The sequence below is a fragment of the Pseudonocardia sp. 2-7 genome (genome assembly GCF_056341085.1).
The window spans coordinates 2027146-2051344 of record NZ_CP094507.1 but is presented as its reverse complement, the minus strand read 5'-3'; the positions used below and the strand labels follow the sequence as shown (position 1 = coordinate 2051344).

Sequence of the window (24199 nt, the reverse complement as noted above, 5' to 3'; positions counted from 1 at the left end):
GCCCGGTCCGGACCCGCCGGGACCGGCCGGACGTGGTGTGATGGGGGCATGTACCCGGACACCGACCCCGCCCCGGCGCGGGCGTGCGGTCCCCACCGGGGCCGGTGCTCGCGGTGACCGCCGCACCGTCGCGTGCGCGCCTGGTCGGCCTCGGCCGCAGCGACTTCGCCGACCGGCTGGGCGAGGCGATCGACGTCTACGTCACCGCGATGGGCTACCCGCGGTCGACCGCACGCCAGCGCCGCTCGCTGTGGCTCGAGCACTCCTACCGGCCGGGCTGGCGCTCGGTCGGCTGGCTCGACGCGCAGGACCGGCTCACCGGCATCGGCTACGGCTACTGGGGCGGCCCCGGGCAGTGGTGGTTCGAGGAGGTCCGGCGCGGGCTGCGCGCCCGTCGCGGGGAGCCCGGGGCCGTGAGCGCCGACTGGCTGACCGACTACTTCGAGCTGACCGAGCTGCACGTCCACCCGCAGGCCCAGGGCTCGGGCATCGGCGAGTCGCTGCTGCGGGCGCTGGCCCGCGACGCCGCCCGGGCCCGGATGCTGCTGTCCACCCCCGAGTACGGTCGCGCCACGCCCGGCCGGGCGTGGCGGCTCTACCGTCGTGCCGGGTTCGTCGACGTGCTGCGCGAGCACCTGTTCACCGGGGACCCGCGCCCGTTCGCCGTGCTCGGGCGCGAGCTGCCGCTGCTCCCCACGGATCACCCGACACACGCCCCCGAGTGACGCCGGGACCGTCGTGCCCGGGTGGCACGATGACGCCATGCCGTCGCACCGCACCGCGCCACCCGCACGCCGTCGATCCCGGACGCGTGCGCTCGTGCTGCTCGCGGTGCTGGCCCTCCTCGCGCTGACCGGCTGCACCCGGGTCCAGGTGGCCCTGGCCGTGCAGCCGGACGACACCGTCGACGGCACGATCGTCGTCGCGACGCCCGAGGGCGCGCCGGACGGCCGCGGCCCGCAGCTGGAGGTCCCGGCCGACCTCGCGGGCGATGTCGAGCTGTCGCCGTACGACCAGGACGGCTTCGTCGGCACCCGTGCGGCCTTCGAGAACCTGACCTTCGCCCAGGTCTCGCAGCTGAACCTGCTCGGCGGGAACGCGTCGGGACGGGCGAACCTGGAGCTGCGCCGGGTCGGGGAGCGGATCGCCGTGCAGGGCCGGGCCGACCTGACCACGATGCCGGTGGACCGGGCCGACGTGCGGCTCGCGATGAGCTTTCCCGGCGAGGTCGTCGAGTCCGACGGCGAGACCGACGGCGGCACCGTCACCTGGGAGTTCGTCCCAGGTGAGGTCTCGCAGATCAACGCCTCGGTGATCTCGACCGATCCGAACGCGCCGTCGATCCTGGGCTGGTCGCTGCTGCTGGCCGGGCTCGTCGTCGTCGCGGCGGGGGCCGCCGTGCTGCTGGCCCGGCGCGACCGGAACCCGCCGATCCGGCGCTGAGGGCGCGCCGGACCGGCGGGGGTGGCCGACCGGAACCGGTCAGAGGTCGACCACGACCTTGCCCGTCGTCCCCGCCTCGACGGCCTCGTGCGCGGCGACGACGTCGTCGATCCCGAACCGGGTGACCGGCAGCGGGGTCAGCGCTCCGTGCGCGGCCGCCACGCCCAGCCCGTGGGCCGCGTCGGCCAGCACCGGGCGGGGCACGGTGTAGAGCAGCGCGAACCGCAGCACCGCGTTCGCCCCCATCAGCGCGCGGACCGGGATCGACGGGTCCTGCGGGGTGGCGGCGTAGGAGACGACAGCGCCCCCGTTGCGCAGCACCGCGAGGTCCTGCGCCAGGTTCTGGGCGAGCGAGACCTCGACGATCCGGTCGACCGGTCCGGCGGCGTCGAGGATCGCGGCGCCGGGGTCGCCGTCGCGGTAGTTGACGACGTGGTGCGCGCCGGCGGCCCGGGCCAGCTCGGCCTTCTCCGGACCGGACACGGTGGTCACCACGGTCGCCCCGGCCCAGCGGGCGAGCTGGATGCCGTAGTGCCCGACCGCGCCCGCACCGCCGGTGACCAGCACCGTCCGTCCGGCGACCGGGCCGTCGGCGAACAGGCAGTGGTAGGCGGTCATCGCCGGGACGCCCAGGCAGGCGCCGAGGTCGTCCGGCGCGCCGTCGGGCAGCACGGTGGCCTGCTCGGCCGGCAGCACCGTGTACTGCGCGCAGGTGCCCCACTCGGCGAGCGCGGCGCCGCCGGCACCGCCCGGCGACGCGAGCCAGGTCCAGACCCGCTGCCCGACCCGGGACGTGTCGACCCCCTCCCCCACGGCGTCGATCTCGCCCACGCCGTCCTGGTGCGGGACGCGGACCCCGTCGAAGGGCCGTGACGTGGTGCCGTCGCGGGTCTTGGTGTCGGTCGGGTTGACCGCCGAGATGCGGACCCGGACCCGGACCTGCCCCGGGCCGGGCTGCGGGGTGTCGATCTCACCGACAGTCAGGACGTCGCGGGCGGTGCCCTCACGGGAGTAGCTCACTGCCTTCACCCCGGCCATCCTGCCGTCGCCGGTCCGGGCCCGCACCCGGTGCGGCACGACCGGCGTCAGGCGGCGTCGCGGCGCTCCTCGGCCAGGGCGGCGACGGTCTCGCGGGCGGCGGCCCGGCGGGCCTCGGCGCGACGACGCCGCACCCGCCACCCGCCGACGCCGGCGACGACCACGACCGCCAGGACCACCCAGCCGGCGATCCCGAAGGCCTTCTCGAACTGCTCGGCGGCCTCGCGCAGCAGGAACCCGGCGGTCACGTGCACGGCCGACCAGACCGTCGCCCCGACGACGACGGCGGGCAGGAACCGCCGCAGCGGCAGCCCGGACGCCCCCGCCGCGGCCGGGGTCATCGTGCGCACCACCGGCAGGAACCGGGCGCCGAGCACCGCCCACGGACCCCAGCGGCGCAGGGTGCGGGCGGCGTCGTCCCAGGCGTCGCGGCCCATCCGGCCGATGATCCGCGACTCGCGCAGCCGCGGGCCGAAACGGCGGCCGATCGCGTAGCCGATCGCGTCGCCGCAGGCGGCGGCGACCGCGACCACGCCGGTGACCAGCACCGCGGCCGGGACGTCCGGAACGGCCATCGCGGCGGCGATGAGCACGGTCTCGCCGGGCAGGACCAGCCCGACGCCGATCGTGGTCTCGCCGAGGGTGACCAGCCCCGCGACGAGCACCACCACCCACAACGGGACGGAGGTCAGGAAGTCGATGATCTCGGTGATGGGAGGCTCCTCGGCCGGGGTGACGGGGCCGCGTCAGTCGACGCAGGGCACCCCGTCGGCGGTCAGCTCGGGCTGGGTGTCGGCGGCCGGGGTCGGGTCACCCCGGGGCGCCGCGGCCCGTCCGGTCCCGCTCTCCGTCGGGGCCGGTGCCGCCGGCGCGGCGGTGTCCGCGTCGTCGCCGTCACCGGGATCGGCCGGTGCCCCGGGCGCGGTCAGCCCGGCGAAGAACGCCGTGACCTGCCCCGGGTCGACCTTCACCGCGACGCCCTCGCTGCCGGTCCGGTAGTCGGCCCGGCCGGTGGGGATGGTGCGGAAGGTGACCCGGTCACCGCGCAGCTGCGCCGCGTGGGCGAGCATCGAGGTGAGGTCCCAGCCCTGGTCGAGCACGACGGCACCGTTGACCGCCTGCATCAGGTCGGCGACGGCCGTCGGGTCGGTGAGGGTGCCCGCCGACAGGAGCCGGTGGGTCAGCCCCGCGAGGAACGCCTGCTGGCGACGGACCCGGTCGAGGTCCCCCTCGGGCAGGCCGTGCCGCTGCCGGACGAACTGCAGGGCCTGGGCGCCCTGCACGGTCTGCGGGCCCGCGGCGAAGTCCGCGCCGGAGTAGCTGTCGCGCACCGGGGCCCTGAGGCACACCGGGACGCCGCCGAGCGCGCGGGTGATCTCGGCGAACCCGGCCAGGTTGACCTGGGCGTAGTGGTCGATCGAGACGCCGGTGAGCTCCTCGACTGTGCGCACGAGCAGCCTGCTGCCCGCGGCGTTGGCCTCCCGCTCCAGGTCCGGCCCGCTCAGCCCCCGCCGGATCAGGTCCGGCCGGGCGATCGCCGCCCCGCGCGCCAGCGCAGAGTTGATCTTGTGTTTGCCGAGGCCGGGGACGTCGACCCAGGAGTCGCGCGGGATCGACACCGCGGAGGCGCCGAGGTCGGGGTCGTCCGGGATGCGGACCAGCATCAGGGTGTCGGTGTTGTCCTGGCCGTCGGCGTCGCCCGCGTCCAGGGCGTCGAGGACCTCGCGGGGCAGCGGGTTGCCGCGGGCGTCGACCCGGGAGTCGCTGCCGACCAGCAGGATGTCGGTCGCGCCGTCGGCGACGTGCGGTCCGGTCACGTCCGCGGTGGTCAGACCGCTGGTGCCGCCGACCATGGCCCAGCCGGCGCCGGTGGCGAGGAAGACCGCGACCGACAGTGCCGCGACGAGGCCGCGGACGCGGTGCCGCCGCGGGGCGGGGGCGCCCTGCTCGGCGCGCGGCCAGGGGGCGACCGGGCGCATCGGGGTGGTGGGGCGGGCGCCGGGGTCGGCGGGCCGGGCCCGCGGGCCGGCCGACGCGGGCCGATCGCCGGGCCGGGCCGGGCGGCCCGACGGAGCACCGGGGACCGCGCGCGACGGACGGGGACCGGCCGGGGCGCCGGGGCGCGCCGCCGGCGGGCCGCCGGAACGGGGCCACGCGCCCGGCGACCGGGTGTCCCGCGGCGCTGCACCCCGGGTCCCGGTCCGCGGCGCGCCCGGAGCCGGCGGGACGCCGGGGACACGGGGTGCGCCGGCCCGGTCCGGACGCGGACGGTCCGGGGGCACCGGACCCGGCGGCGGCGTCACACGATCCCCCGCCCGCGCACGGCGTCCGGCTCACGCCTGCGCTCCTGCGCGGCCACCACGGTCCGGACCACCTCGACCATGCCGGCGTCCGCGATGACGTAGATCTGGTGGCGGCCCTCGCGGCGGGCGCGGACCAGCCCGGCGAGCTTGAGCTTCGCCAGGTGCTGGCTCACCGTCGCCACCGGCTGGCCGAGGGTCGTCGCGAGGGTGCCGACGTCGCGCGGGCCGTCGGCGAGCAGCCAGACGATCTGCAGCCGCGAGGTCGCGGCGAGCATCCCGAACGCCGCGGCCGCGTCGGCCAGCAGCTCGGGGTCGAGGGGCTGCGGGTCCTCGGGGGCGGTCTCCACCGGGCCTCCAGACAGTTGCGTCACTTACGCAACTGTTACCGTACCGGGCGGCGCCGGACGCGGTGCCGGGGACCGGAGGGGCACCGTTGGACCGGACGATCGGGCGCGACGGTGCCGCGGCGCGGCCACCGCCCCCGCCGGCCGATCCGCCCGTCACCCCCGGCGAGCCCGCGCTGCGGCACTGGGCGGGCGCCGACGCGTTCGCGCTGCTCCGGGGCCTGGAGTCCTCGCGCCGCGGACTGTGCGAGGACACCGCCGCACTACGCCTGCACGCCCACGGCGACAACGCCACCGATGCCGTCCGGCGCCCGGGCGCGGCCGTGTGGGCCCGCCGCGCGCTCGCCGGCCCGTTCTCCGGCCTGATGACCGTGCTCGGGGTGCTGCTCGCCGTCGCGGGCAGCCCCGGCAGCGCGACGCTGGTGCTCGTCGTCGCCGCGCTCGGCGTCGGGCTGCGCCTGTGGCACGCCGCCCGCGGCGACCGGCTGTCGCGGGAGCTGCGCGCGCACGCCGCGACCACCGTGACGGTCCGCCGCCGCCCGGCCCCCGGGACCGCACCGCGCGACAGCGAGGTGCCGCCGGAGGACCTGGTGCCCGGCGACGTCGTGCTGCTCGGCGCGGGCGACCCCGTCCCGGCCGACGCGCGGCTGCTGCACGCCCGGGACCTGCTGGTCGACCAGTCGTCGCTGTCCGGGGAGCTGCTGCCGGTGGCGAAGGCACCGCCGTCGTCACGCGAGCCGCGCCCGGCGCCGCGGCGACGGTCGTCGCGGGCGGGGACCGACGACGGCCCGGTCACCGCGCACCCGGCGCTGCTGTTCGCCGGGAGCACCGTGGTCCGCGGCACCGCGACGGCGGTCGTGCTGGCCACCGGGGCGCACACCCACACCGAGGAGCTGGCCGGGCGCGGCCGCCGTCCCCGTCCGGAGTCCGAGGTGGACCGGGGACTGCGGTCGGTGCGCCGGGCGCTGGTGCGCTGCATGCTGCTCGCGGCGCCGCTGGTGCTGCTGGTGAACGTCGAGGTGTCCGGTGACGTGCGGCAGGCGCTGCTGTTCGCCGTCGTCGTGACGGTCGGCCTGGCCCCGGAGCTGCTGCCGCTGATCGTCGGGACCACGCTGTTGCGCGGCGCGTACCGGCTGCGCGAGTCCGGGGTGCTGGTGACCCGCCCGGAGGCCATCCACGACCTCGGCTCGATCGACGTCGCCTGCCTGGACAAGACCGGCACGCTCACCGAGGACCGGGTGGTGTTCACCCACTCCGTCGACGTCGACGGCCGTCCCGACCCCGCCCCGGCCGACGCGGCCGCGGTCGCGGTGCGCTTCCAGACCACCCCGCGCGACGGCCTCGACGACGCGGTGTCCGCCGCCGACCGGGACGGGTCGGCGCTGCTGGCCCACGGCCTGCTCACCCGGGTCGAGGAGCTGCCCTTCGACCATTCCCGGCGGCGCTCGGCGATGGTGCTGCGCGACGCGCACGACCCCGGTGAGCTGGTGATCGTGCGGGGCGACCCGGACACCGTGCTCCCCCGCTGCACCCGGGTCGCCCGCGACGGCGGGGCCGTGGAGCTGACCGCGTCGCTGCGGGCCGCGGCCGCCGACGCCGCGGCCGGGCACCGCGCGACCGGGCTGCGGGTCGTCGCCGTCGCCACCCGTCGGACACCGCTGCTGCGTCCGCTCGGCGCCGGTGACGACGACGACCCCGAGCGCGACCTGCTGCTGCTGGGCTTCGTCGGGATGGTCGACCCGGTGCGGGAGTCCGCGGCCCGCGCGGTGGAGCGCTTCGCCGAGCAGGGCGTCGCGGTGAAGGTCCTGACCGGCGACGACACCGCTGTCGCCGAGCAGGTGTGCGCGCGGGCCGGGATCGCGGTCACCGGGGTGCTCGACGGCGCCGGGCTCGATGCCCTCAACGACGTCGCGCTGGCCCGGGCGGTGGCGCGCATCACCCTGTTCACCCGGCTCGGGCCGTTGCAGAAGGAGCGGGTCGTCGCCGCGCTGCAGGCCCGCGGGCACACCGTCGGGTTCCTCGGCGACGGCCTCAACGACGTCGGCGCGCTGCGGATCGCCGACGTCGGGATCGGCGTCGACGGGGCGGTGCCCGCCGCCCGGGCGGCCGCGGACATCGTGCTGGCCGACCGCAGCCCCGACGTCGTCGTCTCCGCGGTCGAGGAGGGCAGGCGGACCCTGGGCCGCGCCACCCGCTACCTGACGGTGACCGCGGCGCTGAACGTCGGCAACGCCCTGTCGGTGCTGGTCGCCTCGGCGGTGCTGCCGTTCCTGCCGCTGCTGCCCGCGCAGCTGCTGCTGCAGGGCGTGCTGTTCGGGGTGGCCGCGCTGTCGCTGTCGTTCGACCGGGTCGAGCCGGGCTGGACGGCGCGGCCCCGGCGCTGGGACACCCGCGGGATGCTGTGGTTCATGGCGGTCCTCGGGCCGCTGGCCTCGGCGTTCGACCTGGTCACGTTCTGGGCGGTGTGGCGCTTCCTGGGCCTGGACACCCCGCAGGAGCAGGCGGTGTTCCAGGCCGTCTGGTTCATGGAGGGGGTGCTGTCCCAGGTCCTGGTGCTGCTCCTGCTGCGGACCCGGGCCGGGCGCGCCGCGCGGCCGGTGGTGGCGACGGTGACGGCCGTGGTCCTGGCCGGGCTGGCGGTGCCGTTCACCCCGCTCGCCCCCCTGTTCGGGATGGCGGCGCCACCGCCCGCGGTGTGGCCGCTGCTGGCGGCCGTCGTGCTGCCGTTCCTGTCGTGTGTGGCCGCGACGCGGCCGCTGTACCTGCGTCACGTGCTGGGGATCCGCCCCGCGGACCCCCGGCAGGAGAAGGAGAGGATCCGATGACCCCACCCGGACCGACCCAGCTGCTCGTCGTCCTGCTGGTCGTCGTGCTGCTGTTCGGCGCGAAGAAGCTGCCCGACCTGGCCCGCTCGGTGGGCCGGTCCACCCGCATCCTGAAGTCCGAGCTGAGCGGGACCCGCGAGGACGGCGCGGCCCGCTCCGAGGACCGGGACCTCGAGGAGCGGCCCGCCGGGGAGCCGGCGGCCCGGGAGCGGGTCGCGGAGGAACGGACCACCGGCGAGCGCTGACCGTCGCGGGGCCGGGGACGCACGTCCCCGGCCCCGCGGGCCGGTTCAGAGCAGCGAGGACCAGTAAGTCCAGAAGCGCTGCAGGATCAGCCCGACGACCACCAGGAACCACAGCACCACCGGCACCGCGTGGTAGCCGGTGATCCGGGCGTGCAGCGCACGCGCGCCGCCGCCGAGGGCGTCCAGGGTCGCGAGCAGCGAGTACCAGAAGATCGGGATCGTCACGGCCCACACGACCATGCAGTACGGGCAGAGCGCGCCGATCCGGTACAGGCTCTGGACGATCAGGTAGTGGACGAAGACGACGCCGAGCGCCGACCCGGCCGTCAGCCCCACCCACCACCAGCGCGGGAAGCGGGCCCCGGCCAGCAGGGCCGCACCCGTCGTCACCACGACCGCGAACGCCCCGATCCCGAGCAGCGGGTTCGGGAACCCGAAGAACGCCGCCTGCGGGGTCGTCATGACCGACCCGCAGGACAGCACCGGGTTGATGCTGCACGACGGCGTGTAGGCCGGGTCGATCAGCAGCTCGATGCGCTCGACGGTCAGCGTGAACGCCGAGATCAGCCCCAGCACGCCGCCGACGACGAGCAGCCACGGCAGGAACCGCGGCACCGGCCCCGGCACGGCCGGGGCGCCGGTGGTGACGCGGGAGAACTCCTCGGTCCGCGCCGCGGCGGGGACGCTCACCGGTTCACCGCGGCGTCGAGGGCGTCGGTGATGTCCTGCACCGAGCGGAGCTGCACCTTCTCACCGTTGACGAAGATCGTCGGGGTGCCCTCGACGCCGGCGGCGAGCCCGGCGTCCTTGTCGGCCTGGATCTTCGCGGCGGTCGCCGGGTCGGCGACGGCGGCGTCGTAGGCGTTCAGGTCGAGGCCCAGGTCCTGGGCGTAGCCGCGGAACACCGTCGCCGCGTCCGGGGACTCGGACCAGTCGCGCTGGGTCTGGAACAGGCGCTCGTACATCGGGTGGAACGCGCCCTGGGCGCGGGCCGCCTCACCGGCGAGCGCGGCGGCCTCGGCGTTCTGGTGCATCGGCAGCGGGAAGTTGCGGAACACGAACTGCACGCGGTCGCCGTACTGCTGCACCAGCTGGTCCATGATCGGCTGGACCTGGCCGCAGGCGGGGCACTGGAAGTCGGCGAACTCGACCAGGGTGGCCGAGGCGTTCGGGGCGTCGTTGAGGCGGGCGGCGTCGGCGGTGACGAGGCTGTCGGGCGCACCGGCGGCGGCGCCGGTCTCCGGGGTGCCGGGTCGCGTCGCGAACAGCAGCGCGGCGACGATCAGCGCGAACGCGCCGACGACGGCCAGGGAGATCTTGACGTTGCGGGTCATCGGGAGTCTTCCTCCACGGGGCCCGGCGCGGTGGCCGGGTCGGAACGGGTGCGGGGACGCGGTGGCGGGGTGTCCGCACGCCTCAGTTGCGGTCCACGCAGAGGTGCTCCACCGGCGACGGCGCGCACAGCGTCCGTTCCGGTGCGGCGGGCGGCGCGGTGCCGGTGTGCCCGGCCGCCAGGACGGCGACCACGGCGACCGGCAGCAGCGACGGGACGGGCACGTCGTCGTCGCGGCGGGGGGCCTGCTCGCAGTCCCCCGCGTGCATCAGCGTGAGCGGGTGCTGCGAGCAGTCCGAGCCGACGACGACCGCAGGGGTGGTGCCGTGGGCGCCCGGGGCGGTCGCGACGGCGGGGCCCGCGCACAGCACCAGGGCCAGGACCAGCAACGCCATCGGGGCGAGGACGCGCACGTGCCTCACCCCACCTCTCCGCTCCGACCACGGCCGGACGCCTCCGGCAGCGCCCACGACGATACCGAGGGGCCCTCGCCGCCCCGGTGCTCCCCCACGGCCCGCGTGGGTGGCGACCGGCCGCCGCGCCGGGACGCCCGGTCGCCGGGCCGCTACGGTCGGTGCGTGAGCTTCCCCGAGCCCGGCGCGGTGTGGCGCCCCGCCGCGACCACCGAACGCGCCGTGACCTCCCCGACCGGCTCGTGGACCCGGTTCGCCGCACCCGGCGCGGAGGTCGGCGGAAGGTTCGGGCTGTTCGAGTCGTGGATCCCGGCGGACTCCCCGGGCGCGCTGCCGCACCTGCACACCGGGTTCACCGAGAGCTTCTACGTCCTCGACGGCGCACTGCGGGTCATGACCGGCGACACCTGGACCGAGGCCGGGCCGGGCGACCTGGTGCACGTCCCGCACCGGGGGGTGCACGCGTTCCGCACCGGCCCGGACAGCGACGCGCGGTTCCTCATCCTGTTCGTGCCCGGCGCACCGCGGGAGCGATACTTCCGGGGGCTGGCGGAGTTCGCGGCGCGGGCGACGCCGCCGTCGGCGGAGGAGGTCGACGCGTTCGCGCTGACCTGCGACCAGGTCAACCTGCGCGACCACCCCGGCTTCACCACGCCGCTCAGCTGACCAGACCCGCCCGGAACGCCAGCGCGACGAGCTGCACCCGGTCACGCGACTGCGTCTTGGCGAGCAGGTGCCCGATGTGGGTCTTCACCGTCGCCTCGGAGACGACGAGGTCGGCCCGGATCTCGGCGTTGGACCGGCCGTTGCCGACGAGGACGAGCACCTCCCGCTCCCGCGGGGTCAGGTCGGCGAGCGCGGCGACGGCGTCCACCGACGGCTCCGCGGCGGCCGGCTCGGGCGCGGTGAGCAGCGGCCGGGTGGCGCGCAGCAGCCGCCGGGTGGAGACGGGGTCGACGACCGAGTCGCCGCGGTGCACGGTGCGGACGGCCTCGATGAGGTCCTGCGGGGACACGTCCTTGAGCAGGAAGCCGCTGGCACCGGCGGCGATGGCCTCGGTGACGGACTCGTCGAGGTCGAAGGTGGTGAGCACCAGGACCCGCACCCCGGGGTGCTCGGCGACGACCCGGCGGGTGGCGGCGATGCCGTCGAGGCGGGGCATCCGCACGTCCATCAGCACGACGTCGACCTCGGTGCGGCCCAGCTCGGCGAGCGCGGCCTCGCCGTCACCGGCCTGGGCGACGACGGCGAGGTCGTCGCACGAGTCGAGCACCATCGCGAAGCCGGTGCGGACCAGCTCCTGGTCGTCGACGAGCATCAGTCGTACGGGGTTCACCGTTCTCCTCGGGCCGGGGGTGTGAGGGGCAGGCGCAGCCGGACCGTCCAGCCGCCGTCGGCGTGCGGACCGGCCTCGACCGAGCCGCCGTGCAGGGCGGCGCGCTCCCGCATGCCGGTCAGGCCGTGGCCGCCGCGCGGTGGGGTGGGGACGGGGCCGCGGGCTCCCTCGTCGTGGACGCGCACGGTCAGCTCGTCGGTGGTCCACCGCAGGTCGACGTGGGTGGGCACGCCGGGCCCGGCGTGCTTGATGACGTTGGTCAGCGACTCCTGCACGATCCGGTAGACGGTCAGGCCGGGACCGGTCGGGAGCTCCCGCGGGCTGCCGATGGTCTGCAGGTCGACCGGCAGCCCGCCGGTGCGGACCTGCTCGACGAGTGCGGGGACGTCGCCGGCGCCGGGCTGCGGACGCGCCGGGTCGGTGTCGGAGTCGTCGTCCGGGCCGGTGTCGCGCAGCATCGACAGCAGGCCGCGGACGTCGGACAGCGCGGACCGGCCCGTCGACGCGATGCCGGAGAGCACCTCGACGGCCTTCGCCGGGTCGCGCTGCGCGGCGAACTGGCCGCCGTCGGCCTGGGCGATGATCCCGGACAACGAGTGGGCGACGACGTCGTGCACCTCGCGGGAGATCCGCGACCGCTCGGCCAGCAGCTCGAGACGGACCTCCTGGCGGCGGCTCTCCTCCAGCAGCCGGTTGCGTTCGCGCAGGTCCAGGGTGCGGCGGTGGGCGGCACGGCGCAGCGACCCGAGCAGCCACACCAGCAGCGGGACCGTCGCCATCGCGCCGAACAGGGCCAGTACCACCAGCGGGGTCATGTCCGGGGAGGCGAACAGCGCCGCGGGACCGCGCGCCACGAACGGTCCGAACACCCCGACCGTGAGCACGACCAGCGCCAGCCAGCCGGCCCAGCGGGGCCCGTAGGCCACGGCCGAGTACCCCATGACCAGCGACGGCAGCAGGAACGCGGCCATCGTGCCGGGCAGCGCGAAGGAGCAGACCAGCGCGACGACCGCGGTCGCGATCGCGGCGGGCATCGGGTACACGCGGCGCAGCGGCACCGGAAGTGCCGCCAGCACCGAGACGACGAGCGCCTCGATCCGCATGTCCGAGCGGACACCCTTGCCCTCGAGGGTCCAGCTGACCGCGACCCAGATGAGCAGCGCGGCCAGCACGGCGTCGACGACGACGGGGTTGCGCCGCCCGAGGGCGACGGCCCGCTCGACGAGCGTGGGCGCCTCCGACGGGCTCGACCGGAGTGCGGGCAGCCGGCGCAGGGAGTCCCGCATCCGTGTCGCGATGCTCATCGCGCCTCCTCCCGCACCGGGTCCGATGATCCCCGGTACCCGATCGTGTCGGGCGCGCGGCCCGTCGTGCCGTTCTGCATGTCCCGAGCCTCCCGCGCCGCGGACCCGCCGGGCATCGGAGCGGGGTCCGATCCCCGGTCTCCGACCGTGGGCGGAGAACCGGCCGCGCGCACGGAGACGCTGTGCACCAGCGCCTCCAGCGGACCGCGCCCGACGAGCCCGCGCCAGGCCCACGCGGAGGCCACGGCCAGGACCGCGACCAGCGCCGTCGCCGCCCACGGCGCGGTCTGCGGCCACCCGCCGAGCGAGGCGAGCAGCGCGATGTGCCCGGCGTAGAGGGTCAGCGCGAGCGCTCCGGTCGCCGTGAGCGGGGCGAGCAGACGGCCCCCGTACCGGGCGGTGAGCAGACACAGGCCGAGCACGGCGACGGCGACCCCGGCCGCCCCGACGACGTCGAACGGGCTGCCGCTGTGCGGGGTCGCGGCGAGCAGCCAGGCGGGTGTGGTGGTGGCGACCGTGCCCAGGGCGCTGCCACCGAGCAGCTGCAGCGCGAGCGCGGCGGGCACACCGAGCCGGTCGGCGACGGGCGCGACCGACGCGAGGAGCGCGTCGCGGCCGCCCAGGACGTCCAGCGCCAGCCAGGACCCGCCGTAGCCGAGCACCGCACCGGCGGCCCCGCCGGCGACCAGCCGGGTGCCCGCCGTACGCAGGTCGAGCCGGCCGACCGCCATCCCGAGCAGCAGGAACGGCATCCAGGTCAGGACCGGGTAGGCACCGCTGAGCAGCACCGTGTCGAGCGCGTGCACGAGCCCGGCGGGCGAGGTGAGGTCGGACAGGTGCACGGTCGCGCCGAGCACCGTCCGCCCGTCGGCGTCGGCCGGGGACCCGAACCGGGCGCGCAGCACCCAGGACAGCAGCGGCCCGGCGACCGCCCCGACCGCGGCGGCGACCGCCAGCGCCCGGGCCGGGGCGAACAGCACCGGCAGGAGCAGCCAGAACAGCACCCCGTAGACGACGAGGATGACCATCGGCCCGCTGCTGACCTCGGCCAGGAGCAGCCCGAGGACCACCAGGAGCAGTCCGCGGACCGCGATCCGGCGACGCAGCCACACCCGGTTCCGCGCGGACGGCGCGGCGAGGACGGGCGCGGCCATCAGGGCCGGCGACACCCCGCCGAGCACCGCGAACAGCACCGCCGCGCGCCCGTTCACCGCCTGGACCAGCCAGGACGACCCCGCGGCGACGGCGACGTGCGCGACGATCATGCCGAGCACGGCGAGGCCGCGGGCGGCGTCGACACCGGCCACCCGGGCGCGCCCGGGACGGTGCCGGCCGGGACGGTGCCGGCCGCGCGGCCACGACCCGCTGTGCGGTCCGGCGGGTGGTTTCGACGGTGGGACGGGGGCCCGGTCTGTCGTGGTCATGCGGCAACGGTGCGGGCCGGGGCGGCCCGGGCGCGTCGGAGCGGGGAACGATCTGCGCTGTCCGACCACGGTCCTAGGGCCGCCCTCGTGGGCGACCCCTCCTCCGTGATGGTCGTCGCGCCCGGTCACGGTGCGCCGGCTGCACCTGCAGGCCCTGCGCACGCCGCGGGCACACCGCCGTCCCGCGGGAACAAGTGCCGGCGGCGGGCCGAGTCGCCCGCCGCCGCACGTCCGTCGGCCCTCCGGACTCAGGATCCTGATGGGGTCGTGGTGCCGCGGCCGCCGGTGCTGCCGCTGTCGACGCCGCCGCCGGTCCTGTTGTCGCCGTCCCTGCCGCCGCCGTCCCTGCCGCGGCTGTCGACGTTGCCCGCCTGCGGGGTGCCGGTCGACGGGCCGCCGCTGCCCGCGCCCTCGTCCGGCCCGGTGCCGGTCGCGTCCGGGGCACCGTTCCCGGTACCCGGGCCGGATCCCGACCCCGATCCCGGTGCGGTGCCCGGACCCGAGGTGGGACCGGATCCCGCCGTGGGCTCGGGACCCGGCGCGGTGCCGGGTCCCGCGCCGCCGTCGGAGGGCTGACCCGCGCCGGAGCCGCCGGGGTCCGACGGGTTCGTGCCCGCACCGGGTGTGACGGGCCCGCCCGGGTCCGAACCGCCCGGTGGGGTGCCGGGCGCCCCCGGGGGCGCACCCCCGGCCGGGGCGCCGGGCTCTGCCGGGACGGTCCCGGAACCGCCGGGCGCCGGAGCGACCGGGCTACCCGGGCCGCCCGGGGCCGCAGGGCCGCCCGGGGCCGGTGCATCCGGTGCCGGCGGAGCGGCGGGTGCCGACGGGGTACGGCCGACGCCCGGCGCCGGGCGCGGTGCCGTGGGATCGGCCCGCCGCTCCCCCGGGCCCGCGGACGGGTCCGGGCGGGACGCGCGGTCGGTGTCCGGGTCGGTGCGGCGCGGCTCCGGCGACACGGCCCGGTCGCGCTCCGCGGCCCCGGAGGAGCCCTCGGGCACCGGGACGAGAGGAGCCGGGGCCCCCGGGAGGCCGGCGGTCACCCCGTCCGGGCGGGTCACCGCCGTCGGGTCGGTCGCGCCGGGCCAGCCTGCGCCGTCGCTCTGCTGGGAGGCCAGGGCGACCGCGCCCGCGGCCGCACCGGCGGCCGCGAGCAGCGACCCGACCAGCACCACGGCCGTGAGCCGGGGGATCGGGCGCGGCGTGACCGCGGGGACACCGTGCAGGGTCGGGTCGGGGCCGGTCGTGGGCGGCCGGGGCGGGATCGCGTCGGGGGCCGGGACGGCCGTCGCCACGGTCGCGCCCGTCCCGGTGCCGTCCGGCGCGGCGGCCGCCGATGCCTCGCTCCCGGTCGACGGGATCGGGTCCGGGTCGGCGGGCACCGTCGTCCCGCTGTCCGGTCCCGTGGAGCCGCTGCCCGATCCCGTGGAACCGCTGCCCGATCCGGTGGAGCAGCTGTCCGGCGCCGTCGGCCGGCCGGCCGGCGTGGGGGAACCGCTGTCCGGCACCGGGGGATCCGTCGTCGCGGCGCCCGGGGGCGCACCGTCCGGCACGACAGCACCCGACGGCTCCACGTCCGGATCCGGCGCCTGCGGGCCCGGGTCGACGGACCCCGGCGCGGTAGCCGGGTGGGCCGGCGTCGGCACGGCCGACACCGCCACGGCGGACGCCGGGTCGTCGGCGTCGGGTGCGAGGGCGTCCGGCGCTGCGGCGTCCGGCGCCGGGCCTGCCGGAGCGAAGGTCGCCGGGTCCGGGGTTGCCGGGGCCGGCGTTGCGGCGCCCGGGGCCGCGGACACCGGGTCGGCAGGGGCCGGAGCACCGGGCACCGCCCGGGGTCGCGTCCCTCCCGCCCCGAAGGCCTCGATGCCCGGAGGACCGGGCTCGTCCGCGGGCGGTGCGACGGGTGGCGCCACCCCCAGGAACGGCGAGGTCGGCCGCAGCGGGGGCCGCGGAGGCGGCGGCCGGGGCGGTCGGCGCGCGGGCCGTCCCGCTGGGTCTCCGGTGGCGGGGTCGGCGCCGGTGTCTCGACGCCTCACCGCCCCTGCGTCGTCCGCGACCTCACCATCGGTGTGGTCGGCGTCCCCCTGCCCCGACACGAGGCCCCCTCTCCGCACGGCGTGCGCGCGATTGTCGAGCCCCCGGACACCGCACTCCAGGCACCGCGGCGGACGTGCACCCGTCCGGGGGCAGGGACCGCACGGCCGGGTGACTGCGTCCGGACGGGTCCGCCGGCCTCGGACCGTCGGTGCGCCTCCTGCGACGCACAGTGATCGGTAAGGGTGGCCTTCGCCTCGGATGCGCGTCCGGAGCGCGCGATACCGCCGGTTACAGGTACGTTCGGTCACGATTCAGTGGGCCGTCCGGGTGAGTCCGGACTGCTCGTCGCGGTGAGGGGGGAGGTCGGGTGTCCGTGGCCGACCGGCGAGTGACCGTCCCGCACCACGGTGCGGACCGGTCGACGACGACCGCCGACCCCCTGCGCGAGGCCCTGCGGTCCCGTCACGACCGCGCCGCGACCGACGTGCGCGCCGCGGGACGCAGCGGCGACATGCCCGCGCTGCTGGACGCGACCCGTCGCGTCCAGCAGGTCCTCACCACCGCCCGTCGCGACCTCGGCCCGGACGACGCCGACACGCTCGTCGCCGAGGGGAGCCTCGCCGTCGCGCTGCTGCTGGGCTACGACCACGCCGGCGGGCTGGAGATCGCCACCCGCAACCTCGCCGCTCGCGAGGCGCTGCTGGGCCCGGACCACCCGGCGTCGCTCGCGGCCGCCGACGCCCTGGCCGCGGCCCACCGGGTGACCGGCGACGCCGAGGAGGCGGTCCGCCGGCACGAGGACGTGATCACCCGGCGGGCGCGGGTGCTCGGCGGGTCCCACCCCTGCACGATCGCGTCCCGGGCCGCGCTGGCGCTCGCCCGTGCCGAGACCGGCGACCTGCGCGGCGCGGCCGGCCTGCTCGCCGCGACGCTCGAGATCGCCGAGCGGGTGCTCGGCGCCGGGCACGCGGTGACCGACGACGTGCGGGAGCTGCTCACCGACTGCCGCGCCGCGGCCGACTCCGCGGGACACGCGACGGCACCCGCCACCGCGACCACCGGGGAGCCCGGCGTGCGACCGGCCGCGGTGCCCGCCGTGCGGCCCGCCGGGGAACCCGCCGACGGGGCCGAGCCGCCCACGGGCGTCCTGCCGCGGATGCGCCCGCCGTCCGGGGAGCCCGAGCCCCCGACCGGCGTCCTCCCGCGGATGCGCCGTCCGCGGGAGGACGACGAGCCCACGACCGGGGTCCTCCCCCGGACCCCCGACCCGCGCGAGGAGACCCTCCCGCTGTTCTTCGACCGGCCCTCCGGCCCGCTGCCCGTGGTGCGCTGACCCGGCCCGGCGTCACGGACCCGCCGTCGGAGATTGACCATGGGGGCCGGTGTCGTCATGGTGGGCGGGGTCCGACACCGGTGTCGGCGACCAGGAGGTGGACCGGCCCGTGGGCAGGATGGACGACCGGACGGTGCTCGTCACCGGGGCCGGGCGCGGCATCGGCCGTGCCACCGCACTGCGGCTCGCCGGGGAGGGCGCCCGGGTCGCGGTGACCGACCTCGACGGTGACACCGCCGCCGCGACCGCCGCGGAGCTGGGCGGGGCCGGGACCGCGTACGCCCTCGACGTCGCCGACCCCGACGCCGTGCGCGACATCGTCGAGCGGGTCCGCGGCGACCTCGGCCGGATCGACGTGCTGATCAACAACGCCGGCTGGGACAAGGTCGGCGCGTTCGTCGACTCCGACCCGGCCGACTGGGACCGGATCGTGCGGATCAACCTGTTCGGGGTGCTGCACACCGCGCACGCCGTCGTCCCGCACCTGATCGCGCAGGGCTCCGGGACGGTGGTGAACCTCGCCTCCGAGGCGGGCCGCGTCGGGTCCAGCGGCGAGGCGGTCTACTCCGCCGCCAAGGGCGGGGTCATCGCGTTCACCAAGACCCTCGCCCGCGAGGTCGCCCGGCACGGTGTCAACGTCAACTGCGTGTGCCCCGGGCCCACCGACACGGCGCTGTTCGCCGACGTCGTCGAGGGGAACGACCGGCTGCGCGACGCCCTGGTGAAGGCGATCCCGTTCCGCCGCCTGGCCCGCCCCGAGGACGTCGCCGCCACCGTCGCCTTCCTCGCCTCACCCGACGCCGACTACCTCACCGGGCAGACCGTCAGCGTCAGCGGCGGCCTGTCCATGCTCTGACCGCAGCCCCCCGGGAGGACCCCCATGACCCTCGACCCGAGCACCTACACCCAGCTGCGGTTCGAGCGCCGCGACGACGGCGTCCTGCTCATCACCATCGACAACCCGGCGAAGTACAACGCCGCCGACGAGGTCCTGCACGGCGAGCTCGCGCGGGTCTGGCGGGACGTGTCGTCCGACGCCGCCACCCGGGTCGCGGTGATCACCGGGGCCGGGAGGGCGTTCTCCGCGGGCGGGGACCTCGGCATGGTCGAGCGGATGGCCGGCGACCACGAGCGCGTCGCCCACATGCTCCGGGAGATGTCCGACCTGGTCTGGAACATCATCGACTGCGAGAAGCCGGTCGTGTCGGCGATCAACGGGGTCGCCGTCGGCGCCGGGGTGGTCGTCGCGTTGCTCGCCGACATCGCGATCGCCGCCGAGGACGCGAAGCTGGGCGACGGCCACGTGAGGCTCGGCGTCGCCGCCGGGGACCACGCCGCGATCATCTGGCCGCTGCTGGCCGGGATGGCGAAGGCCCGCTACTACCTGCTGACCGGCGAGATGGTCACCGGCGCCGAGGCCGAGCGGCTCGGGATGGTCGCCAAGGCGGTGCCGCGCGAGCAGGTCCTCGACGAGGCGCTGCGGGTCGCGCACGCCCTGGGCACCGGCTCCCAGCAGGCCATCCGGCTCACCAAGCGGGCACTGAACTCGTGGCTGCGCAGCGCCGGACCGGCCTTCGAGCAGTCCGCCGCCTACGAGATGTTGACCTTCATGGGCCCCGACGTTGTGGAGGGCGCCGCCGCGCTGCGCGAGAAGCGTCCCCCGAACTTCCCCTCGGCACGGGGCTGACCCTGGGGCAGGGTGGGTGCACGCGCGTCCCACCACACGCCAGGAGCACCACCGTGACCCTCACCGGATCGCCCGCGGAGACACCGCCCACCGACCCAGCAGGCCGCCCTCACGTGCACGCCCTGCACGACCGGCTCGCCGCCGCGGTCCGCCCCGCCGCCGTCGCCACCCGGGCGATCGACCGGCTCCGGATGGCGCACGACGCGTCGCACTTCGCCCGCACCCCGGCCGCGGTGGTGACGGCGTCGAGCGCCGCCGAGGTCGCCGCGCTGTTCCGCGCCGCGGGCGGGGTGCCGGTGACCTTCCGCTCCGGCGGGACGAGCCTGTCCGGCCAGGCCGTCACCGACGGCATCCTCGTCGACGTCCGCCGCCACTTCCGCGGCATCGAGATCGAGGACGACGGCGCCCGGGTGCGGGTCGGGCCGGGCGCGACGGTGCGCTCGGTCAACACCCGCCTGGCCCGGTACGGCCGGATGCTCGGCCCGGACCCGGCCAGCGAGGTCGCCTGCACCCTCGGCGGGGTCGTCGCGAACAACTCCTCGGGCATGGCCTGCGGCACCGCCGCGAACAGCTACGCGCTGCTGGACTCCGTCGAGCTCGTCCTGCCCTCGGGCACCACCCTGGACACCGGTGCCCCCGGCGCCGACGACGAGCTGCGCGCCCGCGAGCCCCGGCTGTGGGCGGGCCTGGCGCGGCTGCGCGACCGGCTCCGCGGCGACGCGGCGCTGCGCACCGAGATCGAGCGCCAGTTCTCCCTGAAGAACACCATGGGCTACGGCCTGAACTCCTTCCTCGACCACCACGACCCGGTGCAGATCCTGGCCCGGCTGCTCGTCGGCTCGGAGGGGACGCTGGCGTTCCTCGCCTCGATCACCATGCGCACCGTTCCGGTGCTGGCCCACACCCGCACCGGGCTGCTGGTGTTCGACGACCTCGCCGCCGCCAACCGCGCGCTGCCCGGCCTGGTGGACTCCGGCGCCGCGACGATCGAGCTGCTGGACGCCACGTCGCTGCGGGTCGGACAGCGCGACACCGACGCCGACCCGCGGCTGCGGGCACTGACCGTCGACGAGCACGCCGCGTTCCTCGTGGAGTACCGCGGGCACACCGTCGAGGAGGTCACCCAGCTCGCCGGGGACGCCTCCGGGCTGATCTCCGGGCTGCCGCTGCGGGGCCCGCGGGAGCTGTCCGCGGACCCGGTCGCGAAGGCCGGGCTGTGGACGCTGCGCAAGGCGCTCTACGCCAAGGTCGCGGGCGCCCGCCCGCCGGGCACCGCGGCGCTGCTGGAGGACGTCGCCGTCCCCGTCCCGGATCTGCTCGCGACCTGCGAGGGCCTCATCGCGCTGTTCGCGAAGCACGACTACGACCACGCCGTGATCTTCGGGCACGCCAAGGACGGCAACGTCCACTTCATGCTCACCGAGGACCTCGACGACTCGGGCACGGCGGGCGGCCGGGACCGCTTCGGCCGGTTCACCGACGACATGGTCGACCTCGTGCTGGCCCACGGCGGGACGCTCAAGGCCGAGCACGGCACCGGCCGGATGATGTCGCCGTTCGTCCGCCGCCAGTACGGCGACGAGCTCTACGAGGTCATGCAGGAGATCAAGCGGCTCTGCGACCCGCAGGGGATCCTCTCCCCCGGCGTCGTCCTCGACGACGACCCGACCGCGCACCTGGCCGGACTCAAGTCCGCCCCGGCCGTCGAGTCCGAGGTGGACCGCTGCGTGGAGTGCGGGTTCTGCGAGCCGGTCTGCCCCAGCCGTGACCTGACCACCACCCCGCGGCAGCGGATCGTGCTGCGCCGCGAGATGGCCGCCGCCCGGGCCGCGGGCGACGAGGCCCTGCTCGCCGAGCTGGAGGCCGACTACGCCTACGACGGCGTCGACACCTGCGCCGTCGACGGCATGTGCGGCACCGCCTGCCCGGTCCTGATCAACACCGGCGACCTGGTGCGACGGCTGCGCGGCGAACGCGACCACGGCGCCGCGGGCGCGGGCTGGACCCTCGCGGCGAAGCACTGGGGCGCCACCACCCGGGCCGCCGGGCTGGCCCTCACCCTCGCGCGGGCCGTACCCGGCGCCGCACCCGTCTCGGCCGCGCTCCGCCGGGTCGCCGACCCCGAGCAGGTCCCGCAGTGGAGCCCCGACCTGCCCCGCGGCGGCGGGAACCGGGTCCCCGGCGGGCTCGTGTCCACCGACGCCGACCTCGTCCTGTTCTCCTCGTGTACCGGCGCCATGTTCGGCTCGGCGGGCACCGGCGCGGGCGAGGCGTTCGCCCGGCTCTGCGCGCGGGCGGGCCTGCGGGCGAGCGCACCCGCCGGCCTGGGGTCGCTGTGCTGCGGCACGCCGTGGAAGTCCAAGGGGCTCACCGACGGCGCCGCCGCGATGGCCGAGCGGGTCCTGCCCGCGCTGTGGACGACGACCCGCGCCGGGGCGGTCCCGGTGGTGTCCGACGCGTCGTCGTGCACCGAGGGGCTGCGGGTGATGGTCGCGTCCGGCCCCGAGCGCTACCGCGGCCTGCGGGTCCTCGACGCCGTCGAGTTCACCGCCGACCGGATCCTGCCCGCGCTCACCGTGTCCGCCCGGCTGGCCCGGCTCGTGCTGCACCCGACCTGCTCGGCCACCCAGCTCGGCCTGCTCGACCCGCTGCGGCGCCTGGCCGGGGCCGTCGCCGACGACGTCGTCGTCCCCGACTCGTGGAGCTGCTGCGGGTTCGCCGGGGACCGCGGGATGCTGCACCCGGAGCTGACCGCGGCGGCCACCGCACCGCAGGCCTGGGAGCTCGCCGGGGTCGACGCCGACGCCCACGCCTCCTGCAACCGGACCTGCGAGCTCGGCATGAGCCGCGCTACCGGGCGTGACTACGAGCACGTCCTGGAGGTGCTCGAACGGGTGACGAGATGAGCGATTTTCGTGATCCTGACGCCTCTTTTTCGGTCAAGTCCTTGTTTAGACCCCCCGGGACCGGGGATGAATGTCCGTGATGCGCGTTCCGTCGGGGGTGACGCGCACCCGGAAGGAGTCCGAGACCGTGACCGTGGTGACAGGTGGGGCCGCGGCGAACGCCGTGATGGCGGTCGTCCGGGTCGAGGCACCCGCGGGCGTCGAGGCGGACGTCGTGGAGGCCGAGCTGACCCGCGCCCTGTACACACACCGCAAGCGTCCGATGACCGTCGAGCTGTCCCTGGCCGACGGCACCGGCCCCTGGCCGCGGAGCGGACCCGCCCGGTACGCCTTCGTCGCCGTGCTGACCATGTCCGGGTGCTCCGAGCCGGAGCGGCTCGCCGCACGCATCGAGAAGACGGCCCGCAAGGCGATCCGGCGCCGTTTCGGCCGTCCGGCCACCGCGGAGGTCCGCACCGGGATCTCGGGCGCCGAGGCGGGCGCCTACTGGTTCAGCGTGCGGGGCACGCCGCACCGGCAGTTCTGACCACGGCGGGGGCGCGGCGTGAGACGCGACACCGCTGTTTCCGTTCGGGCGCGTCCGTGCCGCATCCTGTGTGCCGCCGCCGGCCCGGGCGGGAGCCGACGAGACGGGGAACGACCACCGTGCTGACCATCCTCACCGCCGAGAACGGCGGTTGACCGCCGCCGCACCGCCTCCCGTCGTGGAGGCCGGCCCGAAGGGTCTCCGCACCGGAGCGCTGGGCCTGTGGGGCAACACCGTCATCGGGCTCGGCGCCACCGCACCGGCCTACAGCCTGGCCGCGACGCTCGGCTACGTCGTCCTCGCCGTCGGCGAGAAGGCGCCCGCGATGTTCCTCGTCGCGTTCGTGCCGATGCTGTTCGTCGCCGTCGCCTACCGCGAGCTGAACCGCGCCGTGCCCGACTGCGGGACGACGTTCACCTGGGGCACCAAGGCCTTCGGGCCGTGGGTCGGGTGGATGGGCGGCTGGGGCGTCGCGGTGTCGGCGATCATCGTGCTGGCCAACGTCGCCGAGATCGCCGCCGTGTACACCCTGCGCGCGCTCGGGTTCGTCGCCGCCGCGGAGAATACGCTGGTCAAGGTCGGCGTCGGGGTGCTGTTCATCCTGGTCATGACCTGGGTCAGCCACCGCGGGATCGTGCTGTCCGAGCGGTTCCAGAACGCGCTGATCGTGTTCCAGATCGTGGTGCTCGCCGTCCTGGCCGCCGGGGCGCTGTGGCTCGTGTACTCCGGCGACGCCGGCCCGCAGGCCGTGCTGCCGAGCTGGAGCTGGTTCGACCCGACCGGGATCTCCGGCTCCGCCGCCGCGCAGGCGCTGATCCTCTGCATCTTCGTCTACTGGGGCTGGGACGCCTGTCTGGCCGTCGGCGAGGAGACCCGCGGCTCGACCAGCACCCCGGGCCGCGCCGCGCTGCTCGCCACCGTGATCCTGCTGGCGATCTACGTCGTCGTCGCCGTCGCGCTGCAGTCCTACGCAGGGTTCGGCGACACCGGGATCGGCCTGGCGAACCCCGAGCACTCCGAGGACGTGCTCACCCTGCTCGGCGCCCCGATGGGCGGCTCGGTGCTCACCGCGGTGCTGCTGCTGACCGTCGCGGTGTCGGCGGCGTCGTCGACCCAGACCACGATCCTGCCCACCGCGCGCGGCGCGCTGGCGATGGCCGTCTACGGGGCGGTCCCGCGCCGCTTCGGCAACGTCCACCCCCGCTACGCGACGCCCGGGTTCGCCACCGTCGTCATGGGGTTGTCCGCGGTGGTGTTCTACCTGGTGCTGGGGCTGGTCAGCTCCGACGCGCTGCTCGACACCGTCGCCTCGCTCGGCCTGGCCGTGGCGTTCTACTACGGCATCACCGCCTTCGCCTGCGTCTGGTACTTCCGGCGCACCCTGCTCCGCTCGCCACGCGACCTGCTGCTGCGCGGTCTGCTGCCGCTGCTCGGCGGCGTGGTCATGGTGTGGGCGTTCGTGCAGAGCTCGGTCGACATGCTCGACCCGGCCTACGGCGAGACCTCCTTCGGTCCGGTCGGCGGGGTGTTCGTGATCGGCGTCGGCATGATTGCGCTCGGTGTGCCGCTGATGCTGGCCTGCGCGGTGCGGCTGCGGCCGTTCTTCCGCGGCGAGACCCTCGACGAGGACACCCCGGTGCTCGTCCCGGAGACGGGTGAGCCGCCCTACGGCGGTTCCTAGGCCGCACGGGGTGCGGCGGCCCGG

General features: G+C 76.5%; 22 protein-coding genes. 11 read left to right on the top strand and 11 right to left on the bottom strand.

Going from position 1 to position 24199, the window contains the following annotated elements:
- The first annotated feature begins 113 nt into the window (after positions 1 to 113).
- Positions 114 to 725: a GNAT family N-acetyltransferase gene (locus MTO91_RS10200; RefSeq protein WP_062404536.1), complete on the top strand. Its 612-nt coding sequence runs from the start codon at positions 114 to 116 to the stop codon at positions 723 to 725.
- A gap of 37 nt (positions 726 to 762) precedes the next feature.
- Entirely contained in the window at positions 763 to 1443 is a 681-nt protein-coding gene (locus MTO91_RS10195) for an LppM family (lipo)protein (protein WP_346102278.1), read from the top strand.
- 39 nt (positions 1444 to 1482) lie between these two features.
- Here the strand turns inward: MTO91_RS10195 and MTO91_RS10190 are convergent, their stop codons facing one another.
- The 4 genes from MTO91_RS10190 to MTO91_RS10175 all read right to left on the bottom strand — a co-directional run bounded on the left by MTO91_RS10190 (position 1483) and on the right by MTO91_RS10175 (position 5131).
- Positions 1483 to 2472, bottom strand: a complete 990-nt coding sequence (locus tag MTO91_RS10190; RefSeq protein ID WP_476654365.1) for an NADPH:quinone reductase — start codon at positions 2470 to 2472, stop codon at positions 1483 to 1485.
- Between the two features lie 56 nt (positions 2473 to 2528).
- On the bottom strand, positions 2529 to 3149 hold the full coding sequence (locus MTO91_RS10185; protein ID WP_405417988.1) for a DedA family protein: 621 nt from the start codon (positions 3147 to 3149) through the stop codon (positions 2529 to 2531).
- Between the two features lie 78 nt (positions 3150 to 3227).
- Positions 3228 to 4460, bottom strand: a complete 1233-nt coding sequence (locus MTO91_RS10180; RefSeq protein WP_476654364.1) for an LCP family protein — start codon at positions 4458 to 4460, stop codon at positions 3228 to 3230.
- 320 nt (positions 4461 to 4780) lie between these two features.
- On the bottom strand, positions 4781 to 5131 hold the full coding sequence (locus MTO91_RS10175; RefSeq protein WP_251784452.1) for an ArsR/SmtB family transcription factor: 351 nt from the start codon (positions 5129 to 5131) through the stop codon (positions 4781 to 4783).
- 86 nt (positions 5132 to 5217) lie between these two features.
- Here MTO91_RS10175 and mgtA point away from each other — a divergent pair, with 86 nt between their 5' ends.
- Both mgtA and tatA read left to right on the top strand, forming a co-directional pair.
- Positions 5218 to 7953, top strand: coding sequence for a magnesium-translocating P-type ATPase (mgtA, locus tag MTO91_RS10170; RefSeq protein WP_476654363.1), 2736 nt, complete (start codon positions 5218 to 5220; stop codon positions 7951 to 7953).
- Positions 7950 to 8198, top strand: coding sequence for a twin-arginine translocase TatA/TatE family subunit (tatA, locus tag MTO91_RS10165; protein WP_285898640.1), 249 nt, complete (start codon positions 7950 to 7952; stop codon positions 8196 to 8198). Before mgtA ends, tatA begins: the two co-directional genes overlap by 4 nt.
- A gap of 45 nt (positions 8199 to 8243) precedes the next feature.
- On the opposite strand, the gene MTO91_RS10160 is transcribed toward tatA, so the two are convergent.
- From MTO91_RS10160 to MTO91_RS10150, 3 genes are all read right to left on the bottom strand, one after another.
- Positions 8244 to 8888 carry a vitamin K epoxide reductase family protein gene (locus tag MTO91_RS10160; protein ID WP_405417997.1) on the bottom strand — a complete coding sequence of 215 codons (645 nt, stop codon included), beginning with the start codon at positions 8886 to 8888 and terminating at the stop codon, positions 8244 to 8246.
- The gene (locus tag MTO91_RS10155; protein ID WP_062402120.1) at positions 8885 to 9532 is read right to left on the bottom strand and encodes a DsbA family protein; all 648 of its coding nucleotides are present in this window, start codon (positions 9530 to 9532) and stop codon (positions 8885 to 8887) included. The genes MTO91_RS10160 and MTO91_RS10155 overlap by 4 nt, the downstream gene beginning before the upstream one ends.
- Positions 9533 to 9614: 82 nt before the next feature.
- Positions 9615 to 9944, bottom strand: a complete 330-nt coding sequence (locus MTO91_RS10150) for a hypothetical protein (RefSeq protein WP_476654362.1) — start codon at positions 9942 to 9944, stop codon at positions 9615 to 9617.
- Between the two features lie 165 nt (positions 9945 to 10109).
- Here MTO91_RS10150 and MTO91_RS10145 point away from each other — a divergent pair, with 165 nt between their 5' ends.
- Complete coding sequence (locus tag MTO91_RS10145; protein ID WP_405418000.1) at positions 10110 to 10610, top strand: cupin domain-containing protein; 501 nt, start codon at positions 10110 to 10112, stop codon at positions 10608 to 10610.
- Here MTO91_RS10145 and MTO91_RS10140 read toward each other — a convergent pair.
- The 4 genes from MTO91_RS10140 to MTO91_RS10125 form a co-directional block, all read right to left on the bottom strand.
- Positions 10603 to 11280 (bottom strand): response regulator transcription factor, encoded by a 678-nt coding sequence (locus MTO91_RS10140; RefSeq protein ID WP_224402914.1) that lies wholly within the window; start codon positions 11278 to 11280, stop codon positions 10603 to 10605. The two genes, MTO91_RS10145 and MTO91_RS10140, sit on opposite strands and share 8 nt — an antisense overlap.
- On the bottom strand, positions 11277 to 12584 hold the full coding sequence (locus MTO91_RS10135) for a sensor histidine kinase (RefSeq protein WP_476654361.1): 1308 nt from the start codon (positions 12582 to 12584) through the stop codon (positions 11277 to 11279). Before MTO91_RS10135 ends, MTO91_RS10140 begins: the two co-directional genes overlap by 4 nt.
- Positions 12581 to 14008: a DUF418 domain-containing protein gene (locus tag MTO91_RS10130; RefSeq protein WP_476654360.1), complete on the bottom strand. Its 1428-nt coding sequence runs from the start codon at positions 14006 to 14008 to the stop codon at positions 12581 to 12583. The genes MTO91_RS10135 and MTO91_RS10130 overlap by 4 nt, the downstream gene beginning before the upstream one ends.
- 248 nt (positions 14009 to 14256) lie before the next feature.
- Positions 14257 to 15387 (bottom strand): hypothetical protein, encoded by a 1131-nt coding sequence (locus MTO91_RS10125; RefSeq protein WP_476654359.1) that lies wholly within the window; start codon positions 15385 to 15387, stop codon positions 14257 to 14259.
- Positions 15388 to 16415: 1028 nt separating this feature from the next.
- Between MTO91_RS10125 and MTO91_RS10120 the strand changes: the two genes are divergently transcribed.
- From MTO91_RS10120 to MTO91_RS10095, 6 genes are all read left to right on the top strand, one after another.
- Positions 16416 to 17375: a tetratricopeptide repeat protein gene (locus MTO91_RS10120; RefSeq protein ID WP_405418007.1), complete on the top strand. Its 960-nt coding sequence runs from the start codon at positions 16416 to 16418 to the stop codon at positions 17373 to 17375.
- Between the two features lie 118 nt (positions 17376 to 17493).
- The gene (locus MTO91_RS10115) at positions 17494 to 18231 is read left to right on the top strand and encodes an SDR family NAD(P)-dependent oxidoreductase (protein ID WP_405421888.1); all 738 of its coding nucleotides are present in this window, start codon (positions 17494 to 17496) and stop codon (positions 18229 to 18231) included.
- 24 nt (positions 18232 to 18255) lie between these two features.
- Entirely contained in the window at positions 18256 to 19062 is an 807-nt protein-coding gene (locus MTO91_RS10110) for an enoyl-CoA hydratase/isomerase family protein (RefSeq protein ID WP_251784462.1), read from the top strand.
- Positions 19063 to 19115: 53 nt separating this feature from the next.
- On the top strand, positions 19116 to 21968 hold the full coding sequence (locus MTO91_RS10105) for an FAD-binding and (Fe-S)-binding domain-containing protein (protein WP_476654358.1): 2853 nt from the start codon (positions 19116 to 19118) through the stop codon (positions 21966 to 21968).
- Between the two features lie 127 nt (positions 21969 to 22095).
- A complete protein-coding gene (locus MTO91_RS10100) occupies positions 22096 to 22494 on the top strand; it encodes a hypothetical protein (protein ID WP_476654357.1) in 399 nt (132 codons plus the stop codon).
- 151 nt (positions 22495 to 22645) lie between these two features.
- Positions 22646 to 24175: an APC family permease gene (locus MTO91_RS10095; RefSeq protein WP_476654356.1), complete on the top strand. Its 1530-nt coding sequence runs from the start codon at positions 22646 to 22648 to the stop codon at positions 24173 to 24175.
- Positions 24176 to 24199 lie beyond the last annotated feature (24 nt).

Excerpts from the sequence above, each read along its gene's own strand:
- MTO91_RS10195 (WP_346102278.1), top strand. The coding sequence starts at position 763 with ATGCCGTCGCACCGCACCGCGCCACCCGCACGCCGTCGATCCCGGACG.
- MTO91_RS10180 (WP_476654364.1), bottom strand. The coding sequence starts at position 4,460 with ATGCGCCCGGTCGCCCCCTGGCCGCGCGCCGAGCAGGGCGCCCCCGCC.
- tatA (WP_285898640.1), top strand. The coding sequence starts at position 7,950 with ATGACCCCACCCGGACCGACCCAGCTGCTCGTCGTCCTGCTGGTCGTC.
- MTO91_RS10155 (WP_062402120.1), bottom strand. The coding sequence starts at position 9,532 with ATGACCCGCAACGTCAAGATCTCCCTGGCCGTCGTCGGCGCGTTCGCG.
- MTO91_RS10135 (WP_476654361.1), bottom strand. The coding sequence starts at position 12,584 with ATGAGCATCGCGACACGGATGCGGGACTCCCTGCGCCGGCTGCCCGCA.
- MTO91_RS10130 (WP_476654360.1), bottom strand. The coding sequence starts at position 14,008 with ATGACCACGACAGACCGGGCCCCCGTCCCACCGTCGAAACCACCCGCC.
- MTO91_RS10115 (WP_405421888.1), top strand. The coding sequence starts at position 17,494 with ATGGACGACCGGACGGTGCTCGTCACCGGGGCCGGGCGCGGCATCGGC.
- MTO91_RS10110 (WP_251784462.1), top strand. The coding sequence starts at position 18,256 with ATGACCCTCGACCCGAGCACCTACACCCAGCTGCGGTTCGAGCGCCGC.